This window comes from Sulfitobacter noctilucae (assembly GCF_000622365.1).
GTDB classification, from domain to species: domain Bacteria; phylum Pseudomonadota; class Alphaproteobacteria; order Rhodobacterales; family Rhodobacteraceae; genus Sulfitobacter; species Sulfitobacter noctilucae.
Map to the genome: position 1 here is coordinate 85,750 of NZ_JASC01000004.1, position 18,273 is coordinate 104,022.

Annotated in this window: 16 protein-coding genes and 1 pseudogene; 5 read left to right on the forward strand and 12 right to left on the reverse strand. The window is 60.0% G+C overall.

What is annotated here, in order from left to right:
• Positions 1-73: 73 nt before the first annotated feature.
• Genes hpaH through Z945_RS0104720 form a run of 5 tightly spaced genes read right to left on the reverse strand, consistent with a single transcriptional unit; the run spans position 74 to position 4,612 of the window.
• Positions 74-874 (reverse strand): 2-oxo-hept-4-ene-1,7-dioate hydratase, encoded by an 801-nt coding sequence (hpaH, locus tag Z945_RS0104700; protein ID WP_025050959.1) that lies wholly within the window; start codon positions 872-874, stop codon positions 74-76.
• Positions 871-1,722, reverse strand: a complete 852-nt coding sequence (locus Z945_RS0104705; RefSeq protein ID WP_025050960.1) for a fumarylacetoacetate hydrolase family protein — start codon at positions 1,720-1,722, stop codon at positions 871-873. Before Z945_RS0104705 ends, hpaH begins: the two co-directional genes overlap by 4 nt.
• Complete coding sequence (gene hpaD, locus Z945_RS0104710) at positions 1,719-2,702, reverse strand: 3,4-dihydroxyphenylacetate 2,3-dioxygenase (protein ID WP_025050961.1); 984 nt, start codon at positions 2,700-2,702, stop codon at positions 1,719-1,721. Before hpaD ends, Z945_RS0104705 begins: the two co-directional genes overlap by 4 nt.
• Before the next feature lie 15 nt (positions 2,703-2,717).
• A complete protein-coding gene (gene hpaE, locus Z945_RS0104715) occupies positions 2,718-4,226 on the reverse strand; it encodes a 5-carboxymethyl-2-hydroxymuconate semialdehyde dehydrogenase (protein WP_025050962.1) in 1,509 nt (502 codons plus the stop codon).
• Positions 4,223-4,612, reverse strand: a complete 390-nt coding sequence (locus Z945_RS0104720; protein WP_025050963.1) for a 5-carboxymethyl-2-hydroxymuconate Delta-isomerase — start codon at positions 4,610-4,612, stop codon at positions 4,223-4,225. The genes hpaE and Z945_RS0104720 overlap by 4 nt, the downstream gene beginning before the upstream one ends.
• Positions 4,613-4,716: 104 nt before the next feature.
• On the opposite strand from Z945_RS0104720, the gene hpaR reads away from it, so the two are divergent.
• The 3 genes from hpaR to Z945_RS0104735 all read left to right on the forward strand — a co-directional run bounded on the left by hpaR (position 4,717) and on the right by Z945_RS0104735 (position 7,734).
• Positions 4,717-5,160 carry a homoprotocatechuate degradation operon regulator HpaR gene (gene hpaR, locus Z945_RS0104725; protein WP_037970576.1) on the forward strand — a complete coding sequence of 148 codons (444 nt, stop codon included), beginning with the start codon at positions 4,717-4,719 and terminating at the stop codon, positions 5,158-5,160.
• A 123-nt stretch (positions 5,161-5,283) separates the two neighbouring features.
• On the forward strand, positions 5,284-6,450 hold the full coding sequence (locus Z945_RS0104730) for a nucleotide sugar dehydrogenase (protein WP_025050965.1): 1,167 nt from the start codon (positions 5,284-5,286) through the stop codon (positions 6,448-6,450).
• 15 nt (positions 6,451-6,465) lie between these two features.
• Positions 6,466-7,734: a glycerate kinase type-2 family protein gene (locus Z945_RS0104735; protein WP_025050966.1), complete on the forward strand. Its 1,269-nt coding sequence runs from the start codon at positions 6,466-6,468 to the stop codon at positions 7,732-7,734.
• Here Z945_RS0104735 and Z945_RS0104740 read toward each other — a convergent pair.
• The 6 genes from Z945_RS0104740 to Z945_RS0104765 form a co-directional block, all read right to left on the reverse strand.
• Positions 7,731-8,645, reverse strand: coding sequence for an aminotransferase class IV (locus Z945_RS0104740; RefSeq protein ID WP_025050967.1), 915 nt, complete (start codon positions 8,643-8,645; stop codon positions 7,731-7,733). The genes Z945_RS0104735 and Z945_RS0104740 overlap by 4 nt on opposite strands.
• 60 nt (positions 8,646-8,705) lie before the next feature.
• Positions 8,706-9,689: a DNA topoisomerase IB gene (locus tag Z945_RS0104745; RefSeq protein WP_037970579.1), complete on the reverse strand. Its 984-nt coding sequence runs from the start codon at positions 9,687-9,689 to the stop codon at positions 8,706-8,708.
• A complete protein-coding gene (locus Z945_RS0104750) occupies positions 9,686-9,901 on the reverse strand; it encodes a hypervirulence associated TUDOR domain-containing protein (RefSeq protein ID WP_025050969.1) in 216 nt (71 codons plus the stop codon). The genes Z945_RS0104745 and Z945_RS0104750 overlap by 4 nt, the downstream gene beginning before the upstream one ends.
• 60 nt (positions 9,902-9,961) lie before the next feature.
• Entirely contained in the window at positions 9,962-10,756 is a 795-nt protein-coding gene (locus Z945_RS0104755) for an ABC transporter permease (RefSeq protein WP_025050970.1), read from the reverse strand.
• Positions 10,749-11,516 carry an ABC transporter ATP-binding protein gene (locus tag Z945_RS0104760; protein ID WP_025050971.1) on the reverse strand — a complete coding sequence of 256 codons (768 nt, stop codon included), beginning with the start codon at positions 11,514-11,516 and terminating at the stop codon, positions 10,749-10,751. Before Z945_RS0104760 ends, Z945_RS0104755 begins: the two co-directional genes overlap by 8 nt.
• A 65-nt stretch (positions 11,517-11,581) precedes the next feature.
• Positions 11,582-12,601 carry an ABC transporter substrate-binding protein gene (locus Z945_RS0104765; RefSeq protein WP_025050972.1) on the reverse strand — a complete coding sequence of 340 codons (1,020 nt, stop codon included), beginning with the start codon at positions 12,599-12,601 and terminating at the stop codon, positions 11,582-11,584.
• A gap of 97 nt (positions 12,602-12,698) precedes the next feature.
• Here Z945_RS0104765 and Z945_RS19365 point away from each other — a divergent pair.
• A pseudogene (locus tag Z945_RS19365) lies at positions 12,699-15,903 on the forward strand (2Fe-2S iron-sulfur cluster-binding protein).
• Between the two features lie 145 nt (positions 15,904-16,048).
• Complete coding sequence (gene rpe, locus Z945_RS0104775) at positions 16,049-16,738, forward strand: ribulose-phosphate 3-epimerase (RefSeq protein ID WP_025050973.1); 690 nt, start codon at positions 16,049-16,051, stop codon at positions 16,736-16,738.
• A gap of 30 nt (positions 16,739-16,768) precedes the next feature.
• Here rpe and Z945_RS0104780 read toward each other — a convergent pair whose 3' ends face one another.
• Positions 16,769-18,262, reverse strand: coding sequence for a class I adenylate-forming enzyme family protein (locus tag Z945_RS0104780; protein WP_025050974.1), 1,494 nt, complete (start codon positions 18,260-18,262; stop codon positions 16,769-16,771).
• Between the last annotated feature and the right edge of the window lie 11 nt (positions 18,263-18,273).

Here is an 18,273-nt window from a genome sequence, read left to right on the forward strand (position 1 = left end):
TTCGCCTCGCATCTGTACCTCGCTCCGGATTGCCTGGCCCAAACATAGGGCAGTCGCGCAGCAAGACGATGGGTCAGGAGAAATCTACGGCGGCGCTGCCGAAACTCCCGAAATCGGCAATGATCTTGGACCCCGGCGGGCATTCGACCGGACGGATAAAGCTGCCCGACAGGATGACCTGCCCGGCCTCGATCCGCTGACCATATTGCCCCATGCGGCGCGCAAGCCAGACCACGCTTTTGACAGGATCATTCAGCACGCCTGCACCAAGCCCTGTCTCCTCAACCTCACCGTCGCGAAACACCATCGCGCCGGTCCAGCGCAGATCGATATCTTCCAGCGCATAGCGTTCCTTGCCCAGCACAATACCTGCGTTTGCCGCATTGTCGCTGATCGTGTCGAACACCTTGCGCGGCTGGCCTGTGTCAGGATCGGCCCGTAGGATACGGGTGTCCAGTATCTCGATCGACGGTGCGACATAATCGGTTGCATTAATCACATCCTCGCGGGTCACTTCCGTGCCGCCCAGCGGGGCCTTCATAACAAAGGCAATCTCTGCCTCGATCCGGGGCTGGATGAACCGACCCTTTGGTACCAATGCGCCATTCTCGAAAAGCATGTCGTCAAACAGGATGCCGCTGTCGGGAATGTCGATGCCCAGCGCTTGCTGCATCGCTTTGGACGTCAGCCCGATTTTCCAGCCGATCACCCCCCGGCCCGCCGCCAGCTTGGCTTGATACAGCGCTGACTGGATCGCATAGGCATCGTCCATGCTGATATCGGGGTAGCGGACCGACAGTAGACCAATCTGGCTGCCGCTTTCCTCGGCCCCTAACAGGTCGGCGGCGGCGGCTTGATGTTCTGCGGGCGTCATGCCTCGTCCTCCACGGTGTTGCGCAGCGTACCGATGGTATTCACCTCAACCTCGACTACATCGCCGGGTGTCAGAAACCGAGGCGGGTCAAACCGTGCGCCAGCACCGGTAGGCGTGCCGGTGACGATGATGTCACCGGGCTGCAACGTCATGAAGGTCGAGATATAGGCGATCTGTTCGCGGATGGGAAACATCATGCGGCTGAGCGTATCGTTCTGGCGTTCATCACCATTTACACGTGTGATGATCTGGGCGTCGTCCAGTTGTGCCGCGTCCGTAAAGGGCACGATCCACGGGCCCATCGCACCCGAGCGGTCCCAGTTCTTGCCCTGCGTGACGTTGAATTTCGCATGCCGTACCCAGTCACGTATGGTGCCTTCATTGCAGATGGTCAGAGCTACGATGTGATCATAGGCATCCTCTTGCGCGATGCGCCGCCCTGCCTTGCCGATGACAATCGCCACCTCGCCTTCGTAGTCCAGTTGCGGGCTTTCAGGCGGCCGGATCAACGGGTGGTTATGCCCGGTGAACCCGCTGGCAAAGCGCGGAAACAGGGACATGTGTTCGGGCTGCGCGGTGCCATCTTTGTACTCCGCATTACGGTCGGGAAAGTTGACGCCAACACATAAGATGCGCCGGGTGTCCGGCAGCACCATATCATAGGTAAAATCACGATGTGTCGCCTCGCGGCCCTGTGCGGCTTCGCTCAACTTGTTGAGCCCGCCACTGATAGTCGCCGCGTGCAGGCTGGGCCAATCGGGGAAATCTGCGGACAGGTCAATCATGCCGTCATCGGTCACAGCGCCGTAGTGCGGCTGGCCCGCGACACTGTAGCTTGCGAACTTCATGGTGCCACGATCGGCGCAGCTTTCAGCACCGCCTCTTGTGTGTCGGCTCCGACAAACTCGGTGCCATGTTCAAACCAGCTTTTCGGTGCCGGTGCGCCCCAAAGCGTCTGACGCTGCGGGTCTTTGAGATCCCAGTGGATCGGTTCGTGATCAGGATCGACGGTTTGGTAATCGGAACAGTAGATCTCGATCCGGTGGCCATCGGGGTCGAGGATGTAAAGGAAGAACGCGTTGGAAATGCCGTGCCGACCGGGGCCACGTTCGATGTTGCCGACATAGCCGGTGGTCGCCATCAGATCGAGCAGATCAATGATGTTCAGCGGTGTCGGCACCCAGAACGCCACATGGTGCATGCGCGGGCCGGTGCCATTGGTAAACGCCATATCATGCACGCCGCCCTTACGGTGCATCCACGCCGCCCAGAGCTTTTTGCTCTCGTTGTCTTCGGTGTATTCCGTCACACGGAAACCCATGTCGGTGTAGAACCCCACGCTGGCGTCCACATCGGGCGTAAAGCAGTTGAAGTGATCAATCCGCAGCGGTTTGACCCCGCGATAAAGCGCGTATTGCTGATGGATCGCCGGCAGCCGGTCCATCTTGTGATAGAATTCCAGCGGAATGCCGACGTTGTCACGGGTCAGCAAGGTACGGCCCTGATAGGGGCGCTCGACCCATTCGGTGGGCTGGCCCTTGGCTTTGAAAAACACCTCCGCGCGGTCCAGATCATCCTCGTCATAGGTCTTGAAGCCCATCACTTCGACGGTGCCCGGCTGGTCTGACTTTTGCAGGATCACACAATGATGCCCGCGTTCTTCCATGGCACGCAAGTAGACGCGATTGTCGTCCTCATCAGTAACCTGAAGGCCAAGTATGGTTGTATAAAACGCCTTGGATGCAGCAAGGTCGGCCACATTCAGACAGGTGTGGCTCAACCGGATGACATTGAAGTCCGGGTAAAGGTTCGGGGCGGGTACGGGCATGATGCTCTCCTGTGCTCAGACGCCGAGGCGGGAAATTTTGTGCTGTCCGGTGGCAAAGCCGACGTGCTTTTGCTCCATGTAGAATTCGAAACTCCAGTCCCCGCCGTCGCGACCAATGCCGCTGGCCTTGACCCCGCCAAAGGGCGTGGGCAGGTGACGTACGTTCTCGGAATTGACCCAGATCATGCCCGCCTCAAGCTTGTCGGTAAAGCGCAGCGCGCGGGTTAGATCATTGGTCCAGACATAACCGGTCAGGCCATAATCCGTGTCATTGGCGATCTCCAACGCCTCTTCTTCGGTGCCAAAGGGGATGGAGGTCAGGACGGGACCAAAGATTTCCTCTCGTGCAATCCGCATCTGGTTGTTGGCATCCGTAAACAGCGTAGGCCGTACGAAATAGCCCGCATCGCCGACGGTCTCTCCGCCCGCCGCTATGGTTGCGCCGTCCTCTTTAGCGATGTCGAAATACGAGGTGACCTTTGTAAAGTGTTCTTCCGATATCAGCGGGCCAATCTCTGTGTCGGGGTCCAGCGGGTGCCCTACCTTGATGTTGTTGACCCGCGCGACCAGCTTGGCTTCGAATTCCTCGCGGATGGTCTCCTGCACCAACAAGCGCGACGACGAGGTACAGCGCTCGCCGTTGATCGAATAGATCATAAAGATGACCGCATCCAAGGCACGCTCCAGATCAGCATCATCAAAGACGATCACGGGGTTCTTGCCACCCAGTTCCAGATGTACCCGCTTGAGCGTATCGGCCCCCTGCTTCGTGATCATACTGCCGGTGCGGCTTTCGCCGACAAAGGCGATGGCTTTGATATCCTTGTGTTCTGTCAGCGCCTTGCCCGCATCTTCGCCGAAACCGTTGACGGTGTTCAGCACACCGGGCGGCAGGCCGGCTTCTTCGGCGATTTCCACCAGAAGACGCGCGCTGAGCGGCGATGCTTCGGCAGGTTTGTGCACCACCGTGCAGCCCGCTGCCAGCGCGGGCGCGATCTTCCATGTGGACAGCATAAAGGGCGTATTCCACGGGGTGATCACGCCGATGGGGCCAATCGGCGTACGGGTCGTGATGTTCATCAACGTGGGCGATTGCAGGTGCTTGCCGTCGCGGGCGGCGGTGACCTGATCGGCGAAATAGCGGAAGTTTTCCGCGCCACGCAAGGCGGCTTTGGACATAAAGCGCCAAGCCTGACCTGTATCCCAACATTCGCACAGGGCGATCTCTTCGGCACGGGCCTCAATCCCTTCGGCGATGCGTATCAGTATCTTTTTGCGCTCCAGCGCGGGCATATCACGCCAGTCTGCAAAGGCTGCCTTGGCCGCCTTGGCGGCGGCGTCGATATCGGCGGCGGTGCCATGGGCCACATCGCAGATCATGCTTTTATCAACCGGTGAAGTATTTGCGAAGAAGCCGCCGCTGCCCGCAACGTCCTGCCCTGCCACCCGGTTCAGGATGCCGCCCTCGCGAAACCGCGCCAGAAGACCGTCCAGTTTGGTGATGTTTTCTTGCAGCTTGCTCATGTCATGTCCTTCAGATGGTCGCGGATTGTGCCGGTGATGGGCGAAAGTGCGGGGTCTATGTCGCGTGTCTCGAAGGACAGGGCGATGGGCTGTTTCGCCATCACCGGCGCGATGAAGTCGCGGGCCACAGCAAAGAGCGCCTCGGTCGCGGCCTCTTTGTCGGATTGCGCACGGCCCGCCCTGAGGCGCAGAGAAATATCGATATAGCCATGCGCCGGATTTCCGTCAGCGATACTGTAATGCAGGGCTGGAATGGCGCGGACGCGCACGCCCGCCGCCGGAAAGACCGGCATTTGGGTCATGGATTTGCGCAAAGCCTCGCAAAGCGCTGACATGTCAATCACTTCTTCAAGATTTGCAGAGTAGTCCAAGATAAGATGAGGCATAATTTAATTACCATGTTAATCAATTCCACCCTACAATGCCCGAACCCCGAGTCAAGAATTTTGTTCACATGTGAAGTAATTTACTTCATAACAGGCCTATGTCCATGCGTCCCCTCCCCCCTACCGAACGCTCCCTGCCCATTGCGCTGATCCGCGCGCGGGAGCGGGTGATGGCCCCGATCCGTGACATGTTGTCAGAGACCGGCATCACCGAACAGCAATGGCGTGTGCTGCGGGTTCTGTCCGAACACGCTGATCTCGACGCAACGGCGCTGGCCGAACGCGCAGCCCTGCTGCAACCCAGCCTGACGCGCATTTTACGCACGCTGACTGAACGAGGGTTCATCACGCGGGTCCAGGACCCGTCAGACAAGCGCAAACAGGTCGTCACGCTTACCTCTGAAGGGCGCAGCATGATCGCGAGCAACGAGAAACAGGCCGGACATATCGCTCAGGCAATGCGAGATACTCTGGGCGATGGTGCGTTTGATACCCTGCTCGATCTATTGGCACAACTTGACCACTTCGACCCAAAGGGAAGCCCCTAAGCCGAAAGCAATGGCATGCTTGCATCACCGTGACGCTCTGTCGCACAGAGCGTAACAGGCAGAGTTGCCAGAAACTGTCGAATGTGAAAACACAGTCGGCAAAACCGCGTAGGGCAGCAAAGCATGAAAATCGCAGTATTCGGGATCGGCTATGTAGGGCTGTCCAACGCCGCCTTGCTGGCACAACACAATAACGTTGTTGCAGTCGATCTGTCCGCCGACCGCGTCGCGCAGATCAATGCACGCACCTCCCCCATCGAAGAGGCGGCGCTTTCGAAGTGGCTGGCCGAGCAGCCTTTGCAGCTGAGTGCGACAACAGACGGCAAAGCTGCTTGTGAAGGTGCGGAGTTCGTCATCGTGGCCACTCCCACAGACTATGACCCGCAAAGCGACTTCTTTGACACGTCATCGGTCGAACAGGTTTTGGCGCTGGCGCATAAGACAAACCCGGATGCGGCGCTGGTTGTAAAATCAACGGTACCTGTCGGCTTTGTCAGCCGGATGCGGGCAGCGCTGGGCAGCGAGAATATCTTCTTCTGTCCGGAATTCCTGCGCGAAGGTCAGGCCCTTTACGACAACTTGCACCCCTCGCGGATTGTGGTGGGGGCCGATACACAGGCTGCGCGTATCTTTGCCCAACTGATGGCTGATGGAGCAGAGAAAGCGGATGTGCCGATCCTCTTTACCGGTGCCGAAGAGGCTGAATCGATCAAGCTCTTCGCCAACACCTATCTCGCGATGCGGGTGGCATTCTTTAATGAACTCGACAGCTATGCGATGGCTCAGGGTATGGACACGCGCCAGATCATCGACGGCATCGGGCTCGATCCTCGGATCGGGACACATTACAACAACCCGTCGTTCGGCTATGGCGGCTATTGTTTGCCAAAAGACACCAAGCAACTGCTCGCCAATTTCTCTGATGTGCCGCAGAACCTGATGCGGGCGGTGGTTCAGGCCAACAAGACCCGCAAGGAATTCATCGCCGCTCAGGTGATTGCCCGGAACCCCGATACCGTGGGCATCCACCGGCTGGCGATGAAGGAAGGCTCCGACAACTTTCGCCAGACCTCCGTGCGCGGCGTGATCCGCGAGATCCGTGATGCGGGCATCCGGGTGCTGGTTTTTGAACCCAGCCTCGACAAGAAGAAATTCATGGGCTGCGAAGTGGTGACGGATCTGGACGCTTTCAAAGCGCAAAGCGATGTGATTGTTGCCAACCGTGCCGCGCCGGAGCTTGACGATGTGGACGGCAAGGTGTTCACCCGTGATATTTTCGGCGTCAGCTGAGGAACAGGAAAACACATGGACCAAGCCGCCCGCGATTTTCTAAGCCGCTTGTTCCACAGCGCTGTTGCCGCCGCCGATCCGGTTGAAGCACTGCGCGGCAAGTTGCCAGCACCGCCCAAGGGGCGCACCGTCGTGATTGGCGCTGGTAAAGGGTCCGCGCAACTGGCGCAGGCGTTCGAGGCGCTGTGGGAAGGGCCATTCGAGGGCGTTGTCGTCACCCGCTATGGCTATGCCGCGCCCTGCGAGACAATCAAGGTTATGGAGGCTGCACACCCGGTGCCAGACGAGGCCGGCCTGCGGGCCGCAGCTGCGCTGAAAGACGCGGTAAGCGGGCTTGGCCCGGACGATCTGGTGATTGCCCTTATCTGCGGGGGCGGCTCGTCGCTGCTCCCGGACCCACCAGCGGGCCTTAATCTGTCAGATTTGCAAGCCCTCAACCAGGCGCTCCTCGCCTCGGGCGCGCCTATCTCGGTGATGAATGATATCCGCAAATGTTTCTCGGGGATCAACGGGGGCCGCTTGGCCGAACTGGCTGCACCGGCACAAGTATGTTCCCTCATCGTCTCGGACGTGCCGGGCGACGCGCCGGGTGAGGTTGCCTCAGGCCCCACGGTGCCGGGCCGTCCGGCTTCCGCCGATGTGCAGGAGATGCTGAATGCACGGGGCATTGTTCTGCCTGACAAGCTCCTCACCCATCTCAGCGCGCAAGAGGCACCCGCAGTCATACCTCATGATCCCCGTATCAGCACCCGGATTATCGCCTCTGCCGCGATGTCGCTTGAAGCCGCTGCCGCAACGGCCCGCGCTGCTGGCGTCAACGCGTGGGTGCTCTCGGACCGGATAGAGGGTGAAGCCGAAGATGTGGCCCTTGTTCATGCTGCGCTCGCGCGGCAGGTGGCAGACACTGGCTTTCCGCACCCCGCACCTGTGGTGCTGCTGTCGGGCGGAGAAACCACCGTGACCTTGCGCCACAAGGGCCGGGGCGGCCGCAACAGCGCGTTCCAGCTCGCGCTGGCCTTGGCGATCGAGAATCTGCCCCACATTACCGCTTTGGCAGCGGACACCGATGGCATCGACGGATCAGAGGACAACGCAGGGGCCTTTGCCGATGGCTGCACTGCGGCCAAAATGCGCAAAGCAGGAATCGATCCGCAGCTTTACTTGCAAAAGAACGATGCGTACTCGGCCTTTGAGGGGACGGGCGATCTGTTTATGACCGGCCCAACGGGGACAAACGTGAACGACTTTCGCGCCATCCTGATTGGCGAGTTGCTGACAGGCTAGGACCGTTCCGCCACATGGTTGCGGATCAGCTCCTTGTAGAGCGCCTGAATCCGAGCTGTCACCGGACGTTCCCTGGTACCGATGGGCTTGCCGTCGATCTCGGCCACGGGGGTCTGCGCACCAAAAGTCCCTGTCAGAAAGGCCTCATCGGCACCATAGGTCTCGTAGAGCGAGAAGTTCTTTTCAAAAACCGGAATGCCGTTTGCGCGGCACAGGTCAATCACCTTTTGGCGGGTGACGCCATTCATGCAGTAATCGCCCGTCGAGGTCCAAACCTCACCACGCCGCACGATAAAGAAGTTGCAGGCGTTGGTGGTGTTCACAAAACCATGCGGGTCCAGCATCAGCCCTTCATCCGCCCCCGCCTGTTCGGCCTGAAGGCATGCTATGATGCAATTCAGCTTGGAATGGCTGTTCAACTTGGGGTCCTGGGCCATCGGCAGGCCGCGCACCTGCGGCACGGAGGCCAGCCGGATGCCAGCCGATTGCAACCGGTCCACAGGTTTGGAATGCTCCATGATGATAACCAGCGTCGGCCCTGATGTGCTAAGCCCCGGATGCTGGAAGGGTTTGTTCTTGATACCCCGTGTCAGCATCAGACGGCAATGCACATCATCGGTCATGCCATTGGCCGCCGCTGTTTGCGCCAATGCATCCGCGATCCCCGCCTTGTCCATCCCCACGTCCAGCGAAATGGTTTTGCAGGAATTGAAGAACCGATCCATGTGTTCGTCAAAGAATGCCCAGACACCTTGGTAAAGGCGCATCCCTTCCCAAATTCCGTCGCCCAGCATGAAGCCTGCGTCATAAACCGAAACCTTGGCCGCATCGCGGTGCACGATGTCACCGTTTACATAGATTTTGATATCGCGGTTGCGGATGTCTTCGTCGGCTTCGTGGGTGGTGGTCATACTGGGGGCCTTCTGTTGCTGCCTCTTGATAGCAGGTTATATCCCTCTGGCCAGCGCCCCTTAAAGGTGGTCGAGAAAATGCAACAACCGCCCTTCAGCCAGTTGCAAATCGGCACGATCGTACCCTTCCACCGAAACCGGTTTTTCTCCGGCCAGATCAATGACGGCTGGATGGATATAGCTGTTGCGCGCGATGGTCGGGGTATTACTCAGCGTTTGTGCCGCAGCCTCGGCCATGGCTTTGATCGTGGCATCGCCTGCTTCGGCGATCTCATAGGCTGCTAGCGTTCCTTTCCAGGTACGGAACGTCTTGGCCGTAATGCCCTCTACCCCTGCGGCGTCGGCGATATAATTGTTCAGCGCTTGTGACGAGAGGGTATGGCTCTCACCATCCTCATCCATCCAGGTCAGTAACTCGGCACCTGGCAGATCGCTGATGCGTTCCAGCAACTTCGCCAGTCGTTTGTTGGTGATCTGTCGGCGTACTTTTTTGCCGCCCTTCGCCGTATAGCGAAGCCCGATGTTACTGCCGTCCAGTGTGATGTGTTTGGTTTGCAGCGTGACAGCGCCGAAGCTGCCGTTCTCGCGGGTGTAGTCTGCGTTACCCACACGAATTGCCGTGTTGTCGATCAGCGTTACAGCGCTGGCGAGTGCGAAATCTCGTTCGCCCACGTCTTCGCCCAAGTCACGTCGCAGACGACGCCGAATGCGCGGCAGTACGTTGCCAAACTCTGTAAGGCTGTCGAATTTTGTTTTGGACTGTGCCTGTGCCCATTCGGGATGATAGCGGTATTGCTTGCGTTTACGGTCATCTCGGCCAGTGGCTTGCAGATGTCCGTTCGGCAAAACGCACATCCAGACGTCTCTATAGGCAGGCGGCACGGCCAGGGCTTCAAGTCTCTGGCGCTCTGCACCGCGTGCGATGGTGGTGCCGTCGGGCGCAATATAGGTGAAACCGCGCCCGCGCTTTTGTCGGCGGATACCGGGTTGATCATCGGTGACATAGACAAGATCACCGGGGATCGGATCACCCGGTGCTGTCATGCCTTACGTACTTCCGATGCGAGTTTCAGGACGTTATCGCCATCTGATTGCTCAATATAGAGCGCCGGGTCGTCTTTGGTTCCATTGCGTGTAACCTCGGAGCCGTCGATCTTGCGGGTCGTCTTTTCAGCAAAGGTGCTTTGGACTTTGCCGCTGGCCGTCCCGTTGCCCCAGTCCCATTCTACTTTGTCGCCTTCGTTAATGCTGGCCATGTCGGCACCTCTCTATCTGGTTTCAGACAGACAACACCGCGTGGCGCTGCTTGGTTCCCGTCAGACCCGCCAGCGCAGCACGCGCCGTTCGATTATGCCGATGACACCAGAGACCAGCACCCCCAGCACCGACAGGATCACCACACCTGCAAACAACCGCTCCAGATCATAGAGGCTGCCGGCCTGCAGGATGTAGGCACCAATGCCGTACTCGGCGCCCAGCATCTCGGCGGCGACCAACAGAATGATGGCGATTGTTAGCGAAATGCGCAGCCCCGAGAGGATGCCGGGCATGGCACCGGGCAGTACAATCTTGCCAACGATAGACCGCCAGCTTAGTCCGAAGCTTTGCCCCATACGGATGAGCGTGCGGTCGACGTTATCAACGGCGGCGTAGGTCGCGACGACAGTGGGGGTGAAAGTGCCGAAGGCAATCAGCGCGTATTTACTGGCCTCGTCAATGCCGAACCAGATCACAAAAAGCGGCAAAAGCGCGATTTTCGGTATCGGAAAGATCGCCGCAATCAGGGGCACCAGACCCGCCCGCACCAGTGAGAACAATCCGATGAAAACACCAAGCGCGATGCCTAGTGAAGCGCCGATGGCCGCACCGACGATCAGCCGCGTCAGCGATGGTATAAGGTGCTTGAAGAGGAGCCCGGATTGATAGAGTTCCCCAAAAGTTGCCAACACGTCGCTGGGACGCGGCAGGGTCAGTTGCGAAATGAACCCCGTGCGCGTGCCCCATTCAGCGAGCAAAAGCAGCACGACAAATACGGCCAGTCCCACACCGCGCCTGCGCTGTGCGACAAAACCACCACCGCGAAACGAAACCGGCTGTGCAGGATCAGACATTTATCAACTCCGCATCCGCCGCCGCTGCCTCGTCCCGCATCAGCCCCCATAGGTGCTGCTGCTGCGCTTCAAGTCCTGCATCGCCATACTGGCGCTCGGCCAACGGTGTGGTCAGCTCGACCACCTCCCTGATCTGCCCCGGACGGCGCGACAGCACGACAATCTTGTGCCCCAGCCGCACGGCTTCGGCCAGATTATGCGTGACATAAACAGCCGTGAAAGGTTGTCGCGTCCAAAGGGCGATCAAGTCGTCCATCAGCAACTCGCGGGTCTGACTGTCCAGTGCCGAGAGCGGTTCGTCCATCAGCATCACCGCCGGGTTCACGGCGAGCGCCCGCGCAATAGCGACCCTTTGTTTCATACCACCTGAAAGTTGCTTGGGCAGGGCCGCGCCGAATTCGGTCAGCTTGGTGCGGGCCAGAACATCGTCGATAATCGCGTCGCGTTTTGCGCGGGGCAGGCCGTGATCTTCCAGCACCAACTCCACATTTCCGCGGACGCTGCGCCACGGCAATAGGGCGAAATCCTGAAAAATGAATGTAAGCGGATTCAGGCAATCCGCTGGTGGTTCTCCCAACTGAAGGATATCGCCGGATGCGGGCCGCTCCAACCCACCGAGCATGCGCAGCAGGGTGGACTTGCCACAACCCGATGGCCCGACAATGCAGACGATCTGCCCCGAGGGCACCTCAAGGTCGATGCCGCGCAGAACTTCGGTGTCGCCATAGCTGTGGCTGACGTTTTGCAGACGCAGGTCCATTGATATTCCTTCAAGCGCAAAAGGCCGGGCGCTTTGCCCGGCCCCTGATGCGGTATTGGTATAGACTAGGCGCCAATCGTGTCCACATAGGAGGTATCGACCAAGGTATCCATCGTGATGCCCGCATCGACCAGCCCTTCGGACTGGAACCATGTCAGCTGATCTGCCACAGACGCCACATTCAGCGCCGCACCTTCATTCAGGCGCATGGTGCCGTTAATGATCGACGGGGCCGCCTTTTCCAGTGGTCGGTCCGTGTAGACGTACTTGTGGATCAGGCTGACCATGTCGTTCACGCCTTCATCCCCACCCGCTTTGTCGATCATGGCGCTGTTGTAATCCGCCACGCCCTTGGAGAATCCGGCAAGGAAGCTCGTCGTCATCTCGCGCTCGTCGGCGGCGTTCTTGGCCGAGGTAAAGACCGTCGTGACCTGATAATTGTCAATATAGTCGGAGACATTGCCGATGATATGGACGGCACCCGATCCCGCCAACGGCTTGGCAATATGGGGCACAATGGCCCAGCCGTCAATCTGGCCCGACTTCAGCGCACCGATCACCGCGCCAACCTTCTGCAGCGGCTTGAAGCTCATCGAGATGTTCTCTTTTTGCGCAATCTTCGATCCGATATAGTGGAAGGATGATCCCGCCTGCGTCACACCCCAGCTTTTGCCGTCCAGCATCGCGGGGGCCGTGACACCCGCCTGGAACGCCGCGTCCGACACCAAAATCTTTTGCCCGTCGATCCCCGGCTCTTCCTGCAACGCGCCGCCGATTACCTTGATCGCGCCTTTGTCAGCCAGTGATACAAGCCCACCGGAAATCGCCGTGACCGCGTAATCTACGTCACCGCTGGCGATCGCCACGGCCATCGGCTGTGCCGCCTCAAAGAACCGCAGTTCCACATCCAGACCAGCTTCCTTGAAATAACCGCGCTCGAAGGCGACAAAGCTGGCCGAATGGCTGGTAAAGCGCAGCGCACCCACTGTGATCTTGCGGTTCTGCGCCAGCGCAGGCGTGGCAAGGCCCACGGCCGTTGCGGCGCCAAGCGTGGCAATGGCCTGACGGCGGTTGAAATCTGTCATGGTGTCCTCCCGGATGTTTCGCGCAAAGATGAGTGGCGACCCGAGCCGAGTCAAGCGCCCACTGGTTTTTGGCATCGGTCTATGGCACCTCTGACAGATGAAGATGTTTTCCTCGAAATCCCGCCCTGTGCATCTGGGCGGCTTCCCGCTGGAGCGGTTGCGGCGGCTGGACGCGCCGCTGACAGTCCTGCCTTCCATCCCTTTCCCCACGCTTGATTTTGCGCGACCAGAGACGCCTGAAAGCATCGTAAACGCGATGGCCCCGTTTCAGGCGATGATGGACGTGCTGCGCAGTGGCAAGGTCAACCCGGTCCGTGCCGTGATTCCCGAAGACCCGACAGCCCGCGCCAACCACCTCAAGGCGTTCGGCTATTACAACGACGCGTCGATGATGGGCATCTGCGCCCTGCCCGATGCGGCGCGCCTGTCCAGTGCCCGCCGCAATCCTGGCACCGCCGCTTTGGTGCGCGACCTGCGCGAGCGTCAGACCAAAACGCTGGCTGCTGGGGTCGATGTAATCATGGCCAATCTGCGCGAGGCGGCAGCCGCGCCCGCAACGGCCCTGCCCGCCCACACACACGCGCTTATAATCCTTACCGCCTACCCCCCGCGACCCGCGCCGGGAGGAGGCCGGAGCCGCGTGGATCATGGATGCCCAAGCCGAACGTGCCTGCCTGCGCGGTACAGAAAACGCCACTGTGCTGGCCGAATACATTCGTCAGTTGGGCTTTGATGCGCGGGTCCATTCCACCACGACCTCCGACATCAATCCGGGACTTTGTGCCTTGGCGGCAGGATTGACCGTCTGGCAGGACGGTGCCCTGCAAGCACCCTGGATCGGCACACGATTTGGCCTCGCCGTTGTCACCACAGATATGGCGCTCTCCCCCGATATGCCGCTTGCCCCGCTCAAGGATCAACCGTGGTCGGTGGCCCATGGCCCCGTCTGGCAATTCGGCACCCACGGCGGGCTAAGCGCCCGCACGGCCGATCCTTTCGCCAAACGCGGCTTTGCGCAGGGCATCCACCCGTTCGAAACCCTCAAACGCGTGGACAATCCGACCACCTTCATCGACGCGCCCAATGTGCCGCGCATCCCCAAGCGCACCGATATGTTCGCCCGTGGTCAGTTCGGCGATATGGGGCCAAAGGTGCAGGACGCCATGAAAGGCGGCCAGCACGTCATCAAATCCGCCCCTTCCGCAGCCCAGCGCCGCCTGCTGGGGGCGCTGATCTTGCTGCAGGATGGCCCGGTATCATCAGCGTCAGCCGCCACCGACCCGCAGGAAAACGCCGCCAACTTCAAGGCCGCAAGCTATTTCCTCGGTGCGGACGCGGCGGGGCTGTCGGCCTGCCCCGACTGGACGTGGTACAGCCATGACGCCACCGGCACGCCCATCGACCCGCCGCATGACCAGGCGCTCTCGATGATCATCGACCAGGGGTACGAGACGATGGAGGGCGCATCCGGCGACGACTGGATCAGCGTCAGCCAGTCCATGCGCGCCTACCTGCGCTTTGCCGTTCTGGGCGGCGTGATCGCACAGCACCTGCGCAACCTCGGCTTCGCTGCCAAGGCTCACACGGTGATGGACGGCGATGTGCTGCAACCCCCGCTCTTGCTGCTGAGCGGGTTGGGCGAAGTCAGCCGGATCGGCGAGGTGATCCTGAACCCCTTCCTCGGCCCCCGCCTCAAATCGGGTGTGGTAACCACGACAATGCCCGTGACCCACGACAAACCCATCGACTTTGGCCTGCAATCCTTTTGCGAGGCCTGCAACAAATGCGCCCGCGAATGTCCGTCAGGTGCCATCACCGCCGGGCCGAAGAAAATGTTCAACGGTTACGAGATCTGGAAATCCGACAGCCAGAAATGCGCCACCTACCGGATCACCAACCAGGGCGGTGCCATGTGCGGCCGCTGTATGAAGACCTGTCCGTGGAACCTCGAAGGGCTGTTCGCCGAAGCCCCGTTTCGCTGGGCCGCGACACATATTCCAAAGGCCGCTCCCCTTCTGGCAAAACTCGACGACAAAACCGGGCGTGGCGGGCTGAACCCGACCAAGAAGTGGTGGTGGGATCTCGAAATCGGCGCGGATGGCGGATATGGCATTCCCAATGCTCCGGTCAACGCCCGTGACCTGCAAACCGATCTGGACCTTAAATTCGAGGACCAAACCCTCGCCGTTTATCCGGCCCCCCTTGCCCCGCATCCCTGGCCCTACCCCGACCCGATGCACCGCGAATCGGGGATCCGCGCCCATGCCGCATTGCTCAGCGCCGATGAACACCGCGCCCGCAGTGCCGCCGGAGAAACCGATCACCTGCACCTCTATGACGCGGGCAGCGACACGCCCGTACTCGACCTGCGCATCACCGGCATCGACCAACTGACCGATGCCGTCACGCTTTACACCCTCACTCACCCCCAAGGTCACACCCTGCCCGAATGGACCGTAGGCGGGCACCTCGATCTGGTCGTCGCCCCTGAATTCCTGCGCCCCTATTCTATAATGAGCGACCCGGCTGACCGGTCTTGTTACCAAATCGCCGTTCTGCGCGAAGACGACGGCCGCGGCGGCTCCGCTCTGCTGCACCGGGTCTTTACCCCGAACCGCCGTGTCTTTGTCTCGAAACCCGTCAACCACTTCGAGCTGAACGAAGATGCGCCGCACTCCCTGCTTATGGGCGGCGGCATTGGTGTCACCCCGATGATTGCCTTTGCGCACCGCCTCCATGCGCTGGGCCGTCCTTTCGATCTGCATTACTCTGCCAGCACCCGCGCCTCTGCCGCTTTCTGCGATATTCTCGCGGCGATGCCCTGGGCCAAAAACGTCCACCTTCATTTGTCCGACGAAAAGACCCGAGCCGATCTGCCCCTGCTCATGTCTGCGCTGCCACGCGGTGCCCACGTTTACACCTGCGGCCCGGATGCCTACATGCAAGCTGTCATGACCGCAGCCACCCATGCCCATATCCCCGAAGAGCGCCGGCATCTTGAGTATTTCTCGACGCCGGAAGTGCTGGATTATGTGAACCACCCCTTCAAGCTACGCCTTGCCTCGGGCCGCGAGATTGACGTTGCGGCCGATCAATCGGCCTCTGACGCGCTGATCGCCGCTGGCATTCCCATCGACATCAAATGCAGCGACGGCATCTGCGGTGTCTGCAAATGCGGCGTGACTAAGGGCGCGGTCGAACACCGCGACTTTGTCCTTTCTGCCGCCCAGCGCGAGACATCGATGATCCTGTGCCAGTCCCGCGCCGCCGATGCAGGTGCCACGCTGGAGATTGACCTGTGAGAGCCGCACGGACCTGCAACATTTCGTCGACTGGTACCGGGAGTATTACGGGCCCTGCCCCCCAATTCACCCTTTTACAAATACCCGCCACCATCCTATCAGCCCTTTCAAACGCTCCGTTCATCGCCACCCGAAAGACATGCCCATGACCTTTGACCGCTCCATCAAAATCGCACCGTCCATCCTTGCCGCCGACTTCGCCAACTTTGGTGCCGAATGTGCCGCTATCGAAGCCGAGGGCGCAGACTGGGTCCATGTGGATGTGATGGACGGTCATTTTGTGCCCAACATCACCTTCGGCCCCGCGACCTGTGCGGCGATCCGCCCGCACATCAAAGGCGTCATGGACGTTCACCTGATGATTGCGCCCGTTGATCCCTACATCGACGCCTTCGCGCAGGCCGGTGCGGATGTGATCACTGCTCATATCGAAGCAGGCCCGCACATCCACCGTACATTGCAGGCAATCCGGGCCAGCGGGCCCAAGGCTGGCCTGGCGCTGAACCCCGGCACGCCAGCAGAAAGCGTGGCAGAGCTTTTGGACCTTACGGACCTTGTTTGCGTGATGACGGTGAACCCCGGCTTTGGCGGGCAAAAATTCATCGACATGAGTGCCAAGATCAAAACCTTGCGGTCCATGATCGGCGACAGGCCCATCCACATCGAGATTGACGGCGGCGTTGACCCGACAACCGCCCCCATCGTGGCGGCTGCGGGGGCCGATGTGCTGGTCGCTGGATCGGCAGTGTTCAAAGGCGGCTCGGTCACCAACCCGGCCCCCTACGGCGAGAACATCAAAGCCATCCGTGCGGCGGCGGAGGGCGTCTACGTCTAGCGATGACAGCCGCAGGGTGGAAGAGCGCCCTTAGTTGAGTTGATCCGCAAAGGTCTCAAGCAGCTTGTGCTTGAGCAATTTACCCGTCGGTGCAGCAGGCAAGCTGGTCGCAACCACGATCTGTGAAGGCCGTTTGTAGCCCGCCAGACGTTCACCCACAAAACGGCGCAGGTCTTCGGGATCCAGCTGGTCGCCTTCGGCAATCTGCACAAAGGCAAGCACCTGTTCATCCCCGTCCCGCGTGCGACCAACGACACCGGACTGGATCACCTGCGGGTGATCGTTCAGCGCAGCCTCCACCTCTGGCGGATAGACGTTGAACCCCCCGTGAATAATCAACTCCTTTGACCGACCCAGGATATGGATGTGGCCAAGCTCATCAATTTTGCCCAGATCGCCGGTACGCAGCCAACCGTCGGCATCAAGTGCTTTTTTCGTCTCAACCGGATTGCGATAATACCCCTTCATCACATGCGGTCCCCTGACCATCAGTTCGCCTTCGCCCGCCCCATTTCCGCCGGGTGCCTGATCATCAATTTTGACTTCCGTTCCCGGCGTCTTGGGCCCAACGGAAATATCGGATGATCCCAGCGGGTTATCCGTGGCCGACGCGCCCGAGCATGTCTCGGTCATGCCAAAGCCGTTCTGAAGCGGCAGTCCATAGAATGCTTCCGCCTTGCGCTTCCATGCCGGGTCAAGCGGCGCGCCACCTGAAGAGACATAGCGCAAGCTGGGCGAGCCAAGCTGCGTCAGCCCTTGCTCCTTGGCGTATTGCATGACCAAAGCATGCATCTGCGGCACTGCAGGCAGGACTGTGACGCCATTCATCACCGCATCATAAAGCGCCTTGGCCGAGAAACGAGAATCCTGCTGCACAGTGGCCCCGGTAAAGACAGCGCCCGTGATCACAGACACCAGCCCGAAGACATGGGTCAGCGGCAGCACGCCGTAAATCACATCGTCCGGCGTCATACGGCGCAGACCGCTGGAGGCCATACCGCCAAAGCGCATGTTTTCATGTGTCAGCATCACGCCTTTGGGATCACCCGTGGTTCCGGTGGTATAAAGCAGCACCGCCACGTCATGCAGTTCCGCATCGGGATTCGACGCGCGTACCGCCATGTGCAGCGCCCCAAAGGCCCCCGTGATCTCACTTGCACCAAGCCTTTCGGCATGGGCCGCTGCATCCTTCGATACCTGAGTGGTCATCACCACGGCAGCGGGTGTCGCGTGATCCAGAATGCGTTTCAATTCGCCTTCGGTTTGGCGTGCATTCACCGGGATTGCCACCGCGTCCATTTTCCATGCCGCAAACAGCACCGCAACTGCGGCCGCGCAGTTTTCAGACAGCATCAGAACTCGGTCATTGGCCTGCACCCCCGCCGCGCGAAACTGCTCAACCAACGCGTCACTTGCGGCATCAAGCGCCGCAAATGACCAACGCGTCCCAATACTGTCGGTCAAGGCAGGTGCCTCCGGTCGCGCCGCAACCTGATCTTTCAAAAAGTCTTCTACCCGTGCCATGCTCGTCTACC